Source organism: Natrarchaeobius chitinivorans (assembly GCF_003841505.1).
Taxonomy (GTDB): Archaea; Halobacteriota; Halobacteria; order Halobacteriales; family Natrialbaceae; genus Natrarchaeobius; species Natrarchaeobius chitinivorans.
Window position 1 is genome coordinate 1 of record NZ_REGA01000016.1, and the last position, 13,455, is coordinate 13,455.

At 62.0% G+C, this 13,455-nt stretch carries 15 protein-coding genes and 1 pseudogene; 8 read left to right on the forward strand and 8 right to left on the reverse strand.

All coding sequences use genetic code 11. The features are described 5' to 3' along the window. A partial coding sequence (locus tag EA473_RS22595; RefSeq protein ID WP_207890200.1) for a hypothetical protein occupies nt 1-241 on the forward strand: 241 nt, incomplete at its 5' end. Between the two features lie 556 nt (nt 242-797). Here the strand turns inward: EA473_RS22595 and EA473_RS15970 are convergent. Continuing rightward, the gene (locus EA473_RS15970) at nt 798-1,607 is read right to left on the reverse strand and encodes a class I SAM-dependent methyltransferase (protein ID WP_124196655.1); all 810 of its coding nucleotides are present in this window, start codon (nt 1,605-1,607) and stop codon (nt 798-800) included. 342 nt (nt 1,608-1,949) lie between these two features. Between EA473_RS15970 and EA473_RS15975 the strand changes: the two genes are divergently transcribed. Together EA473_RS15975 and EA473_RS15980 are read left to right on the forward strand one after the other, a co-directional pair. Next, nucleotides 1,950-2,753, forward strand: a complete 804-nt coding sequence (locus EA473_RS15975) for an alpha/beta fold hydrolase (protein ID WP_124196656.1) — start codon at nt 1,950-1,952, stop codon at nt 2,751-2,753. 120 nt (nt 2,754-2,873) lie between these two features. Continuing rightward, nucleotides 2,874-3,773, forward strand: a pseudogene (locus EA473_RS15980) (RNA-guided endonuclease InsQ/TnpB family protein); the annotation flags it as partial. A 104-nt stretch (nt 3,774-3,877) separates the two neighbouring features. On the opposite strand, the gene EA473_RS15985 reads toward EA473_RS15980, so the two are convergent. Beyond that, a complete protein-coding gene (locus EA473_RS15985; protein WP_124196657.1) occupies nt 3,878-4,375 on the reverse strand; it encodes a LabA-like NYN domain-containing protein in 498 nt (165 codons plus the stop codon). A gap of 98 nt (nt 4,376-4,473) precedes the next feature. Next, nucleotides 4,474-5,307: a M48 family metallopeptidase gene (locus EA473_RS15990; RefSeq protein ID WP_124196658.1), complete on the reverse strand. Its 834-nt coding sequence runs from the start codon at nt 5,305-5,307 to the stop codon at nt 4,474-4,476. 319 nt (nt 5,308-5,626) lie between these two features. On the opposite strand from EA473_RS15990, the gene dapA reads away from it, so the two are divergent. The 3 genes from dapA (at nt 5,627) to EA473_RS16005 (ending at nt 8,423) form a co-directional block, all read left to right on the forward strand. Beyond that, nucleotides 5,627-6,595 carry a 4-hydroxy-tetrahydrodipicolinate synthase gene (gene dapA / locus EA473_RS15995; RefSeq protein WP_124196659.1) on the forward strand — a complete coding sequence of 323 codons (969 nt, stop codon included), beginning with the start codon at nt 5,627-5,629 and terminating at the stop codon, nt 6,593-6,595. Continuing rightward, complete coding sequence (dapB, locus tag EA473_RS16000) at nt 6,592-7,359, forward strand: 4-hydroxy-tetrahydrodipicolinate reductase (RefSeq protein WP_124196660.1); 768 nt, start codon at nt 6,592-6,594, stop codon at nt 7,357-7,359. Before dapA ends, dapB begins: the two co-directional genes overlap by 4 nt. Before the next feature lie 227 nt (nt 7,360-7,586). After that, nucleotides 7,587-8,423 carry a 2,3,4,5-tetrahydropyridine-2,6-dicarboxylate N-succinyltransferase gene (locus EA473_RS16005; protein ID WP_124196661.1) on the forward strand — a complete coding sequence of 279 codons (837 nt, stop codon included), beginning with the start codon at nt 7,587-7,589 and terminating at the stop codon, nt 8,421-8,423. 94 nt (nt 8,424-8,517) lie between these two features. On the opposite strand, the gene EA473_RS16010 is transcribed toward EA473_RS16005, so the two are convergent. The 5 genes from EA473_RS16010 to EA473_RS16030 form a co-directional block, all read right to left on the reverse strand. Beyond that, a complete protein-coding gene (locus tag EA473_RS16010; protein ID WP_124196662.1) occupies nt 8,518-8,931 on the reverse strand; it encodes a type II toxin-antitoxin system VapC family toxin in 414 nt (137 codons plus the stop codon). After that, a complete protein-coding gene (locus EA473_RS16015; protein ID WP_124196663.1) occupies nt 8,928-9,236 on the reverse strand; it encodes an AbrB/MazE/SpoVT family DNA-binding domain-containing protein in 309 nt (102 codons plus the stop codon). Before EA473_RS16015 ends, EA473_RS16010 begins: the two co-directional genes overlap by 4 nt. A 326-nt stretch (nt 9,237-9,562) precedes the next feature. Beyond that, nucleotides 9,563-9,814, reverse strand: coding sequence for a transcriptional regulator (locus EA473_RS16020; protein ID WP_124196761.1), 252 nt, complete (start codon nt 9,812-9,814; stop codon nt 9,563-9,565). A 269-nt stretch (nt 9,815-10,083) separates the two neighbouring features. Beyond that, entirely contained in the window at nt 10,084-10,368 is a 285-nt protein-coding gene (locus tag EA473_RS16025; protein WP_124196664.1) for a hypothetical protein, read from the reverse strand. A gap of 48 nt (nt 10,369-10,416) precedes the next feature. Further along, the gene (locus EA473_RS16030; protein WP_124196665.1) at nt 10,417-10,848 is read right to left on the reverse strand and encodes a methylated-DNA--[protein]-cysteine S-methyltransferase; all 432 of its coding nucleotides are present in this window, start codon (nt 10,846-10,848) and stop codon (nt 10,417-10,419) included. 241 nt (nt 10,849-11,089) lie between these two features. Between EA473_RS16030 and lysA the strand changes: the two genes are divergently transcribed. Both lysA and EA473_RS16040 read left to right on the forward strand, forming a co-directional pair. Next, the gene (gene lysA, locus EA473_RS16035; RefSeq protein ID WP_124196666.1) at nt 11,090-12,325 is read left to right on the forward strand and encodes a diaminopimelate decarboxylase; all 1,236 of its coding nucleotides are present in this window, start codon (nt 11,090-11,092) and stop codon (nt 12,323-12,325) included. 4 nt (nt 12,326-12,329) lie between these two features. Next, nucleotides 12,330-13,403: a M20 family metallopeptidase gene (locus EA473_RS16040; RefSeq protein ID WP_124196667.1), complete on the forward strand. Its 1,074-nt coding sequence runs from the start codon at nt 12,330-12,332 to the stop codon at nt 13,401-13,403. Nucleotides 13,404-13,455 lie beyond the last annotated feature (52 nt).

Genomic DNA, 13,455 nt, shown 5'->3' on the forward strand with positions numbered 1-13,455 from the left:
CTCGCCTGACGAGACGGGCTGGATCGCCCGGACTGATCAGCGATGGCTCTGGAACGGCGGCGCACTCACGACTGCGAGTGCGCCGCCTGTGACGGGAGACATAACGAAGAACCGGCTGGTTTGGTGGAACAGCAGCTATCTCGGTATGATAGCGGTCAGACTCGGTGCAATTTCGGCGTGGTCGCCGTCTCAGCCAGTCACTAAGCTAGAACGGATGGTAGCCGTTCAAATATTCGTATGAAATACGTGCCTTTCTGTTTCGAACGGTTGATGGGGACGTAACATAGAGCGTGCCCCCGCTAAGTGCTGCGATGCCACTCCCAACAGCAGCGAGAATATTACGACGTTTCATAAAGTCCGAATTCTATAACCGTACAATAAGTTTTCTGTACTGCGCGTTCGACTTTCCGCGTTGATCCCGCCTCAGCCCGTCTAACATTCGCACGCAGTATTCAGCAGCAACTGAACCCCTACTCAGATTCTGTCACAAGAGGTCCGTTGAATGTAAATCATAAACTCATCACTAATTGAACTCAAACCGACCGTTCATTCGGGTATCATATGCTACGACCGTGGCCGCTGACTGGCGTTAGACAAACCAGAATCGGGAGATCCTGTCGACCATTTCTATAGTAACAACTGGAACTATTCACACACTGATCGCACAGCTCACGGGTCACTGCGTTCCCCGTTCGCTATATCGCGGTTCTCGTTCGTTACACTCACTCCGAACCGCGCTCTCGTCGTGCGATCAGGTGTGCAGTGACTTCCAGTGGCTACTATATTTCGAGTTACACTCACGCTTTGATTGCGGCCGTTTGGAGATACTGATTCTCGACGATTGCGGTTCCATCAGTCGCACGATTGTATCGACTCATAATGGTGGTGAGATCATCTAAGAGCCGCTCTCGATTGGCAGAATTCAACTTTTCAAGCGCCCGGATCGTCGGGCCGAAGTACGTGCTGAACACCTCCACAGCATGGTCGATCGACCGGTAGTACTGGAGTGCCGTCCGTTGGGTACTCTCGACGGATTGGACGCCCGGACCCAGTAGTTCTTCAAGCCCCTCGTTTGTCCCCCAGCGAAGGGGTGACTGAACGTCAGGCGGTGGCGGCACGTACTCGGCATGCGCAGCAAACCAGTCTCCGCTCCACCCTTCGGAGATCGGCCCCGCCAGACCGATCTTTCCCCCGGGTTTACACACCCGAAGTAACTCGTGTGCCGCCCGCTCCTGATCGGGCGCAAACTGCACCCCGTAGACGGAGAGCACCACGTCGAAGCTGTCATCGGGGAACGGCATATCCTGGGCGTCGCCAACGTGGAAATCGATGGATTGTCCGTTGGCCTGTGCACGTGCCGTCGCACGGTCGATCAAGTCGGGGACGTAGTCGATGCCGGTGACGTCACAGTACCGCCGCTCCGCAATCAGGGCTGCCGTCCCGCTACCACAGGCCACATCCAGCACCCGCTGTCCGGGGTGTGGATCGATCGCCTCAACGAGCGCCTCCGCCATCACCACGTTTTGGCGAGCAATTTCGTTGAAATCGCCAGTTGTCCACGTCTCCTTCTGGTTCTCTGTAATGTCAGTGTAGTCTATTTCGTTCATGATTTCGTAGCGACGTTTACGAGCGACCTCGATCGCACGTCGGGATACACCCTCTCGTTCTCGTGAGTCGCCCACGCGACCAGAGAGGCACTTGAGAAGACTCAGTGAGCCGCACGTTACCGAACAGCATAACAGTGTCGGGTAGAGTGTCCGGTGTGCCAATCTCTGGTAAGGTTGCTCCCACGCCAACACCCGTGATAGATACGCACGGTGTCTTGCAGTTCCTCGACGGACTACTGGGATCGTAGTAGAACTGGTGTGGGGGATATTGAGGCCGTATTCACCACCTGTCGGTAACCTGTGACGCAGACTTATTATCGGGTGCAGCGTACGATCATCGTTATGCCGTACGTCCAGTGTAACGGGGCAGACCTCTACTATGAGGACCATGGTGAGGGCCCTCCGATCATTTTTCTTCACGGTGTGATGTGCGGTCTCAGGTTTTTCGAGCCGCAATTAGCCGGTCTCTCGAACGAGTATCGCACAGTCGCCGTCGATTTCAGGGGGCACGGTCGCTCTGAGAAAATAGAAGTCGGACACACAGTCGCACAGTACGCCCGTGACCTTCACACGTTCCTCAAACAGCGTGACCTCGAAGATGTTGTCCTCGTGGGGTGGTCGATGGGTGCATTCGTTTCATGGGATTACGTGGATCAATTCGACACAGAGCGGGTACTGGGACTGGTTAATGTCGATATCGAGGCGTCCCGATTTCAGTGGGATGACTACGATTACGGACTCACTGACCTGGAGGGTCTGGAAGACACGCTCGCACTGGTCCAAGAAGACCAAACGACCTTCATCAATCGCCTCACAGAGCAGGTCTTCTCAAATCCCACCACGGAGATGAGAACGTTACAGTTCGACGAAACGTCTCGAACACCAACCCCTATCAAAAGCGCCATCTTGTTCGATGCGCTCACGCGTGATTATCGAGCAGTCCTACCCAAGATCGATGTTCCGATGTTAGTGTGCGCCGGCGCGGATGAAACACGGGGAACGGGAACCGTCGCGGCGGTGAGACACGTCGCAGATCTCGTCCCGGAGGCTACGTTCGAACTATTCGAAGGCTGCGGCCACTGTCCGCCTATAGAGCAACCCGGGCGGTTCAATCGGGTAGTGAGCCAGTTCATCGAAACACTGTGACTGGTGCGTGCCTTCTATCAAAGCAGGACGAGAGAGTCAGTGACTCCCATCCTGACAGCGACGAGAGCTTCGTTTGACTGTTTACGTAATTCCGTATAGTCGTTATCCTGAAACAAAGTGGAGTACAACCGTGTCCGTCTCAGCAAAGGTCGGAACATGAAACCGTCACTGTACGCCGCCGACTACATCCTTTGTGAGTACCAGACACGACCTGACGTTGACCTCTCCGAGGTCAAAAACGTCCAGCAGGTTCGAGCGGTCTGGACTGATACCGAGTGGGAACTCCACTTCGTCTGCAACGTCGAGATCGAAGTTGCTGAAGCCGCCGGTGAGAAAACCGTCGACATCGATCTTGGTATTACCACCTTTGCCGCGCTCGCCTACGAGGACGGCTACAGCGAATTGTACCCGTTGAACTGCCTGAAGCAGGACGACTACTACTTCAGCAAGCGAATCGCTCGCTGTGACGACTCGGGCTCCGAGCAAGCCACGCGGTTGAACCAGAAGAAGTCGGCTCGCCGAACCCACTACTTCCATACGCTCTCCAAACACATCGTTGAACGATGTGTCGAGGAAGATGTTGGAACAATTGTGGTGGGGGACCTCTCCGGTATCCGTGAGAACGAGCAGAACAGCGAGTCGAAGGACTGGGGCACGCACGGTAACCTCGATCTGCACTCGTGGGCCTTCGACCGCTTCATCGACCTCCTCGAATACAAAGCCAAGGTGGAAGGCATCTCGGTCGAGCAGGTGTCTGAGCGGAATACCGCGAAGTCGTGTTCGTGCTGTGGTCGCAACCGTGACGGGAATCGTGTTGAACGCGGACTGTACGTCTGCGATGAGTGCGGAACGGTAGCGAACGCGGATGTGAACGGTGCTGAAAATATTCGGCAAAACGTATCTCCGAGTTCACCGAGTCCGTCGGTGAATAGGAGTAACGGCTGGTTGGCACAGCCTTCGACGTACCTGTTTGACAAGGAAACTGGTGCGTTCGCACCTCGAGAACAGGTCACGTCGTAGACCGTAATATCCCAACGTGGGAATCCCACGGCTTCAGCCGTGTGGAGGATGTCAATATACTGCAAATCCGTCTATGAGACGCTCTCCGTCTGTGAGATGCTCGATCAGAGCAGGAAGGTGTCGGGCCGATCGTTCAGATCGAGGAACGTGTCGGCTTCGTCGATCAGTTCCTCGGCTGTCGACGATTCGAACGCCATCACCTCGACCCGGACGCCCTCGTGACGGAGGTGGGAACACAGCCTCGAGAAGTCCCCGTCGCCCGTACAGAGGACGATGGTGTCGACGTGATTCGCGAGCGTCACCGCGTCCAGGCTCATGCCGACGTCCCAGTCGGCCTTTTTCGTCCCGTCGGAAAACGTCTTGATGTCTTTGATCTTCGTCTCGAAACCGATGTCGACGAGTGCGTCGAAAAAGCTCTCCTCTTCGGGCGATTCGGCTCTGATGACGTAGGCGATCGCGCGTGTTAGCTGGCGATCCTGTACTGCCTTCTCGAGCAACGCCGAGTAATCGATATTCCGGGTATGGAGGCTCTGGGCGGTGTGATAAAGGTTCTGGGCGTCAGCCAGAACGGCGACCCGCTGCCCCGAGTGAATTTCGGTCACGACCGATACTCGAACGGGCTAGGGTAAAAATCACCGCGTTCGACCGCACGCCGATCCGCGCGTCGCGTCTCGGCCGTCGGCCCGGAATCGCTCGGCGATCAGTTTCGGAGCTTCTCGATTCGCTTTTCGGTCGGTGGGTGTGTCGAGAACACCTGCTGGAGCAGGCTTCGGTCGGCGTTGAAGATACACAGCGCGTTGACGCCGCTGTCCTCGATGCGGGACTCGCGTCCTTCCGCACCGCGGGAGATCTTCTCGAGTGCGCGGGCGAGGGGGTCGCCGCGGCCGATGTACTGGCGGGCGGTGTCGTCGGCGACGTACTCGCGGTACCGCGAGATTGCCATCACGAGGATCATCACGAGGAAGTTCGCGACGATCGAGGCGACCCACGCGAGGACGAAACTCGCGGGGTTGTTCTCGCCGATCGCCCGGACGACGAAGAACACGGCGTAGCCGACGATGGTCGCGATCGACTGACCGAGGACCATCATGACCGTGTCGCGGTTTTTGAGGTGGGCGAGTTCGTGGGCGACGACGCCCTCGAGTTCGTCGTCCTCGAGCAGGCGCATGAGTTCGGTCGAGACGACGACGACTCCGGCTCCCTTCCGTCCCGTCGCGAAGGCGTTGGGAACACCCATGTCGGCGACCATCAGTCGCGGTTTCTCGAGTTTCATGTCCCGGGAGAGCGACTCGGTCATCCGGTGAACGCGGGCGTACTGTCCCTGGTCCGGCATGTCCTCCGCGCCGGCGCTTCTGATCGCGAGCCACTTGCCGAGTTTGTACTGGCCGATCGGCAACAGGACGACGCCCAGGACGACCAGCGGTGCCATCGAAACACCGAATACCATGACGAAAAACCACGCTGCAGCCAGATAGAGTCCGAACAGGAGGCTGCCGACGAAGGCCATCCGCAGTTGCAAGCCGGTCTTATTCATGGTCGGCCATTAGGCTTCGATCGTATAAATATCGTTGGAACCGGTATCGAATATTGACTGATTGACACGGAGCGAGAGAAGTCACAACCGATAAGTTCGTCCGGGTCACGTACTCGAGTATGCGCTGCGTCGCTCGTCCACCAGTTCGTCCCGCCGTGAGCGACGCCCGTCCTGGTTTTCCGAAACGCAAACGTGTCTGAGTGTGCTCGCGGCGGGAGTGGCACCCCGTCCCGGGCACGGTTCGACGCACCGACACACAAAAACGACAGTTCCGACGTGTCGACCGACACGTCGTATCGACCACCAACACCACGAAATCATGAGTTCAGAAATCGACTTCACGGGCGTCTTCCCGGCGATGTGTACGCCCTTCGACGGCGACGAGCGGATCGACTACGAAACGTTGCGAGCCGACGCCAAGCGACTCGAGACAGCGGGCGTCGACGGGCTCGTTCCCGTCGGCTCGACCGGCGAATCGGCGACGCTCACCCACGACGAACACGTCCGGGTCGTCGGAGCCGTGATCGACGCCGTCGACGACGTCCCGGTGATCGCGGGGACGGGATCGAACAACACGCGCGAGGCGCTCGAACTCTCCGAGCGCGCGGCCGACGCGGGTGCCGACGGCCTGTTGCTCATCTCGCCGTACTACAACAAGCCCGAACAGCGCGGGCTCGTCGAGCACTTCCGAACCGTCGCGGACGCTGTCGACCTGCCACAGATCGTCTACAACGTCCCCTCCCGAACCGGGCAGAACGTCGAGCCGGACACCGCCGTTTCCCTCGCGAGCCACGAGAATATCGCCGGCTACAAGGCCGCAAGCGGCGACCTCGGCCAGATCGGTGAAGTGATCGAGCGAACGCGTGAGGAAGAGTTTGCCGTGTTGTCCGGCGACGATGCCCTGACGCTCCCGACGATTTCGATGGGCGGAAACGGCACGATCAGCGTCGCCGCCAACGTCGAACCCGAGCGAACCTGTGCGATGGTCGGCGCTGCCCTCGACGGCGACTACGAACGGGCTCGAGCGCTCCACCACGAACTCGGCCCGCTCTTCCGGACGCTGTTCGTCGAGACCAACCCCATCCCGGTCAAGGAAGCGATGGCGATCCGCGGCTACGGACCGGGGCGGCTCCGTCCCCCGCTCTCGCGGCTCTCCGAGGAGTACCGCGACGAACTCGAGGCGATCCTCGCAGATCTCGAGGACGAGCGGGTGGCGGTCGCCGACGATACGAACGAAACGGCCGCGTCCGGGACGGACGGAAACGCGGACCGCGAGGTCGAGCGATGACGGTCCGAATCGGCGTCACCGGCGCGACCGGTCGCATGGGGCGGGAGGTGATCGACGCCGTCGGCGACCGCGAGGACTGCGAGGTCGTCTTCGCGGTCACCCGCGATCCGGACGGACGGTCCGTCGGCGGAATCGAAGTCGAACCCGACGGCGAGTTCGACTCGCTCGTCGTCGAGCGCGAGCCGACGGTCGTCGTCGACTTCACGGCACCCGGATCGGCGGTCGACTACGCTCGTTCGTGTGCCGGCGCGGGCGTCGCGTTCGTCACCGGAACGACGGGATTCGACGACGAGGGATTCGAGGCGCTCGCGGACGCGGCTGAGGACGTTCCGGTGCTTCGCGCGCCGAACTTCGCCCGCGGCGTGGAGGCGCTCGTGAACGTCGTCGGCGAAGCGATCGGGAACCTCCCCGGATACGACGTCGAACTCGTCGAGACCCACCACAACGACAAGGTCGACGCGCCGAGCGGGACGGCAAAGCGGCTGCTCTCGGAGATCGAAGCGTCCGGCGACTTCGCCGGCCGAACCCACGGCCGCGAGGGAGACCAGCCTCGAGAGGCGGGAGAGATCGGCGTTCACGCGCTCCGGGCGGGCGACGTCACGGGCGAACACGAAATCATTATCGCGAACAACCACGAGGAGGTGCGATTGACCCACCGCGCCGAGGACCGGGGCGTGTTCGCCGCCGGCGCGGTCGACGCGGCGGTCTGGCTCGCCGGTCGCGACGCGGGACTGTACGAGTTCGGCGACGTCGTCGCCGACTGATTCGCGAAACCGCTCGGCGTCGTCTTTCTGGCAACTAGCGTGTGTCGATCGTCGGTGACTGTCCGATGGCGAATTATGCCGATCGTCGGCGTCTGTCCGGTCGGAAGCCGCGCTGACCGTTGGCAACTGTCCGATCGGAAGCCGCGCTGACCGTTGGCAACTGTCCGATCGGAAGCCGCGCCGAACAGGTGACCTTTTGGCCCTGCACTCGACACTGTCGGACGACAATGAGCACGCTCGAGACGGACGTACGCGAACTGTGGGAGCGAAAGGAAAGCGGCGACGTCGACGCCGCGTCGGCGGGCGAGGACGACCTCGCGACCCTCGACGAGTTCCTCGCGGCCCTCGAGGCCGGCGACGTTCGCGCGGCCGAAAAGCGGGGAGACGAGTGGGAAGCGAACGAGTGGGTCAAGCAGGGGATCTTGCTCAACTTCGGGCTTCGCGAGACGAAGCCCCGGGAGTACGGCGGCGTCACGTACAACGACGTGCTCCCGCTCGCGGACACGAGCGCGTACGGCGACCGCGGCTCGCGGAACACGCCCGACGGGACCGTCGTCCGGCAGGGCGCACACGTCGGCTCCGATTGCATCCTGATGAGCCCCGCGTTCGTCAACGTCGGCGCGCACGTCGGCGACGGCACGCTCGTCGACTCCTGTGATACGGTCGGCTCCTGTGCCCAGATCGGCGAGAACGTCAAACTCGGCGCGAACACGCTGATCGGCGGCGTGCTCGAGCCCGTCGAGGACGCGCCGGTCGTCGTCGAGGATAACGTCTCGCTCGGCGCTGGCTGTCGGGTCACCTCGGGGTTCGTCGTCGGCGAGAACAGCGTCGTCGGCGAGAACACGCTGTTGACGCCGCGCATTCCCGTTTACGACCTCGTCGAGGAGGAGATCGTCTACGGCGAGCTGCCAGCGAACCGGCGCGCGTTCACGCGGTTCGTCGAGTCCTCGGTCAGCGACCACGACCTCTTCGAGGGCGGCGCGTACAAACCCGCCGTCGTCGCGACCGACCTCGCCGAGGAGACCCTCGAGGCGACCGAGCGCGAGGACGCACTGCGGGAGTGACCGGCAGTAACTCATGTGGATTGCTGTAACCGTGTACCGAAGCGACCGGGCGCCATCCCGCGGTCACTCCGGCACCGACGTACAGTAACCCGTATCAAGCTGGTTCGTCGCGGAACCTCACGATGTCGGCTTCTAGCTCGTCGAAATCATCGTCTGCTCCGACGAGAAGTGTCCCATCGACAGCGTCAGCTGTCGCAAGTGCATATGCATCGCCGAGCGCCATCGGATACGCTTCTTTGAGGGCAGCCGCATCGTCCCAACACGCTCGAGGATCGTAGACTATGACGCCCAATTCTTCGAGTCGCTCGAGGCTCGCTCGGACGTCAGCAGGACGAAACCCGACCCGAGAGCCAACGTAGAGGACCTCTGTTTTCGTCACTGGACTGATGTAGCCCGTGATCTCGCCAGACGCGACGCGGTCGATCCACGCTTCGACAGTATCGGAACCAGGTTCGTCGTCCAGATAGGCGACGAGTGGTTCCGTATCGAAGACGATTGGATCCGTCATTCGTCACCCGTATCGCTGGCAAATCGGTCGACGACATCATCAGTTCGCTGTGTGTCGCGTTCGCGTTCTTCACGAAGGGTTGCTGTCGCAGGGCGGTCCTCGTCGCTGTCGCGTTCGAGCCCGCGGAACTCTCGCATCGAACCCACTGGGCGGACGACGATTTCTCCGTCCTCGTTCTCGACGAATTTGACCCGTCCTGGTGCAGGGATCCCGTGTTTCTCCCGGAGTTGCTTGGGAATCGTGGCCTGCCCCTTTTCGGTGACAGAGACGATCCGCTCCTCGCCACTAGATGTATTACTCGACATAAGTAATACACCCTTGTAGAATTACTTAGTTCTGTCCTCGGCTCACCGATTCATATCGACGTTCTGGTGAGTACCGTAGCCGGGGCCGGTCCGATAGGCGTCAATCGTGGCGACAAAGAACAGAATCGGCCGCGAGGCGAGATCCAGGAACGATATAGTAGCCACTGGAAGTCAATGCACACCCGATCGCGGGACGGATCGGCGATCAGTGCGTCAATCGTTTCAGTTGTCACTATACTTCTGATACGGATTGCTGTACCGGTGTACCAGTGCACCCGCCGCCCGGGTCGCGCCTGGACCGGAAATGGCGACAGTAAACGTACGAATCAGCGCTGGTCTGCTGGCTCCTCTAACTCGCTTGCGTCGAGTTCTCCCTCGAGGTATTGCTCACCCAGATCGGTGATTTCGTAGTACCCACGCTTCACCCGACGTACTACCCCGTAGTCGACGAGAACCGATAAGCGTCTGTTGACCTCGTCTCTGGATTTGTCGATATTGATCGCGAGTACTGCAGGAGATAAGATCAGTCCCGAGGAGTCTAACGTCTCAAGAATCCGATCATCAATAGGTAACTGCATCCAAGATGCAGGCTTTCGCACTCTTCTTGCCACCTGAACCGGTATCATCGCTGCTGGGATATATCAGATTTGGATAATGGATGTGTGTGGATAACCTCATTAATGGATGTGAAAATTTATAGTAGAAAAAGAAGAACGGTTGAATGACGGGAGTTCCGTGTGAACCAAACTACGGTCACGTTTGGTTTGAAAACGCGGATCGGTGATAGAGACACCGAGTCCGCGGTGGCTCCCGTATCCGCGGTACGGAAGCCATGTTCGACGACACTTCACGGGACCTTGAAGGTCCCGAACGACGAGATGAATCGCTCGAGAATCGCGCACAACCCGTCACCGATGGCGGCCGGGACATGGCACCTGACCGGTTCGTACTCACCCTCGAGTACACGACGATGGACGGTCGTCGCCAGCGCGTCACGTTCGTCCGGGGCGTGGACGACGCCCGGCGGATCACCCACGAGCGCCGCGATGGTGAATGGCGAAAAACCGGCCGTCAACCGATTTCGGATCTCGCCGTCCAGTTCGATGGCCGCTCCGGCCGACTCGGTAGTCACTGTGTGGGACCGTGAAGTTGCCTCGAGGACACAGTTTACGATCCGGCCTCACCACTCCGACGACAACCGGGATTGGACCGGCCGCGTTCCGCGCGTGCTCGCCTCGAGGTCGAGTAGCCGGCGCTTCGTCCGCACGCCGTCGGCCCCCGAATACCCCCGAAGGCCACCGTCGCTCCCGACCACGCGGTGACAGGGCACGATCACCGGCACCGGATTTCGACCGCACGCGCCGCCGACGGCGACGGGAGCGGTCTCGAGTTCGGCGGCGAGTTCGCCGTACGAACGCGTCTCGCCGTAGGGAATCTCACACATCGCTCGCATCACGTCGCCGGTCGTCCCGTCGGGAAATGCGACGGTCAGGTCGAACGTCCGGCGGTCGCCGGAGGCGTAGTCGGCGACCTGCGATCGGATCTCGTCGACCGGTTCGGCGACGAGCGACTCGTCGACCTCGATCGACGAGCCCACGATTTCGACGTTCACGACTCGAGTCTTCCCTCCATTCTCCGAACGTTTGGTCGAGAGTATATAAACGATAGCCCCACGGTGGAACTGATCCAGTACCGCCAGGGAGGAGACCCGACGAGGGCGGTGCGCTCATACGGATTGCTGTGCCGATGTACCGACACCCCCGCCGCCCGGCTCACGGGTTCGCGGGAACTGACGGGCAGCACACCGTATCGAACCCAAACCCTTGAAGCCTTGCGGATAATTGAAGTGGATAATGACCGATTTCGCCGACTCGCCGGCCGTTCGCCGGCCCGCAGACTGGAATCTCGAGCGACTCGAGCGGCTGGCAGACGAACACGACACGCCGCTTTACGTGATCGACCTCGATCGCGTCAAGGAGAACTACGCCCGCTTTGCGGCCGCGTTCCCTGACGCCGACGTGATGTACGCCGCGAAGGCCCACACGGGGAAGGCGGTCCTCGAGGCGGTCCTCGAGGTCGGCGGGACGATCGAGTGCGCCGCGTGGGGGGAACTCCAGCGTGCGATCGACGCCGGTGCGGAGCCGAACACGCTCCAGTACACCGCGGTCAACCCGCCCGATCACGACCTCGATTACGCGGTCGACCTCGCGGCGGACGCGCCGGGGCTGACGATCACGATCGGCGCGACGGACACGCTCGACCGCCTCGCCGAGCGGGGTTACGACGGCCGGATCGCCATCCGGATCAATCCCGGCATCGGGACGGGCCACCACGAGAAGGTCGCGACCGGCGCGGACGCGAAGTTCGGGATCCCCTACGAGCAGGTCCCCGAGGTCGCCGACCGCGTCCGCGAGGAGTTCGATCTCGTGGGTCTCCACGCCCACGCCGGCAGCGGCGTCCTGACCGACGGACTCGAGGAACACTGTCGCGCCATCTCTCGAGTCGGCGAGATGGCCCGCCGCGTCGGCGACGAGCATCTCGAGTTCGTCGACGTCGGCGGCGGCTACGGCGTCCCCTACCGCGAAGAGGAACAGCCCCTGGACCTCGAGAAGACCTCGGAGATGGTCCGGGACGCCGTCGGCGAACTGGACGCACAACTCAAACTCGAGCCCGGCCGGTACGTCGTCGCCGACGCCGAGGTGATCCTGACCGAGGTCAACACGATCAAGGAAGCGCCCGACACGACGGTCGTCGGCGTCGACGCCAGTCTCTCGACGATGATCCGGCCCGCGATGTTCGGCTCCTATCACCCGATGCTCAACGTCAGCGCGCCCGAGCGCGGGCCGATCGAGGCGACCGTCGGCGGTCCGGTCTGTACCAGCGCGGACGTCTTCGCCCACGACCGGCCGATCGCCGAACCCGAACGCGGCGACGTGATCGCCATCGGGAACGCCGGCTCCTACGGCTACGAACTGGCAAACCAGTTTCACTCCCAGCCCAAACCCGCGGAGGTCGCACTCGAGGACGGCGAGGTCCGCGTCGCCCGACGGCGCGAGACGCTCGAGGACGTGACGCGACTCGAGCGGTGATTCGATGAGTTTCGATCCCGTCGACTTTCACGCCGACGCTGTGAGGACCCCCTCCCACGAGGACGTCTCGGAAATGCGGGAGTTGTTGCTCGAGACGCTCGAAGACGCCGGTCTCGAGCCCGAAGTCGACGACCTGGGAAACGTACTGGCGAGCAAGGGAACCGGCGAACCGCACGTCGTGCTCAACACCCACATCGACACCGTCGCACCCCACGTCGCCTACGAACGCGACGGCGACGTCGTCCGCGGACGGGGTGCCTGCGACGCGAAGGGGCCGCTCGCGGCGCTGCTCGCGGCGTTCCTTCGAGTCGAGCCCACGGCTGGCAAACTGACGCTCGCGATCACGCCCGACGAGGAGACGCTGATGACCGGCGCTGCCGGCCTGCAGAATCGACTCGATGCCGACGGCTACATCGTCGGCGAACCGACCGATCTCGACGTCTGTATCGCCGCCCGCGGACAGTGCGAGGGAACGATCACCGTCGAGGGCGAGAGCGGCCACGCCGCGAGCGTCCCCGCCGAGCGAAACCCCGTTTTCGGCCTCGAGTCCGTCCTCGAGGCGCTTCGCGAGTACGACGACGAGGCGGGACCGGGCGCGGACGCCGTGCTCGGCGAGCCGAAACTGACGGCGACGGGCCTCGAGGCCGGCGGCGCGCCCAACCGCGTCCCCGGGCGCTGTCGGCTCACGTTCGACCGCCGGAGCGTCCCGCCGGAGACGGGAGACTCGTTTCGCGCGGACCTCGAGCGGTACCTCGAGGCGCGGATTCCCGAACCGCTTTCGGTCTCAGTCGACCTCATCCGTCCCGACACGCCGTTTCCACGGGCGTTCGTCACCGACGAGGACGCGGCGCTGGTCCGGACGCTCGAGGAGGCAAGCGACGGCGACGTCCGCCCGTTCGGAGCCGCGACCGAGGCCGGCTTCTTCGCGGCCGACGCGCCGACCGTCGTCTTCGGCCCGGGCGTCCTCGCCGACGACGAGGGCGCGGTCGCCCACGCCGAGCGCGAGTACGTCCGACTGTCGGACGTCGAACGGGCGGCCGAGGCGCTCCGTGAGACCCTCGGGTCGCTACTCGTGTGAAATCGTGGCGGCTCACGCTCGAGTGAAATTACGGTGGCTCACGCTCGAGCGG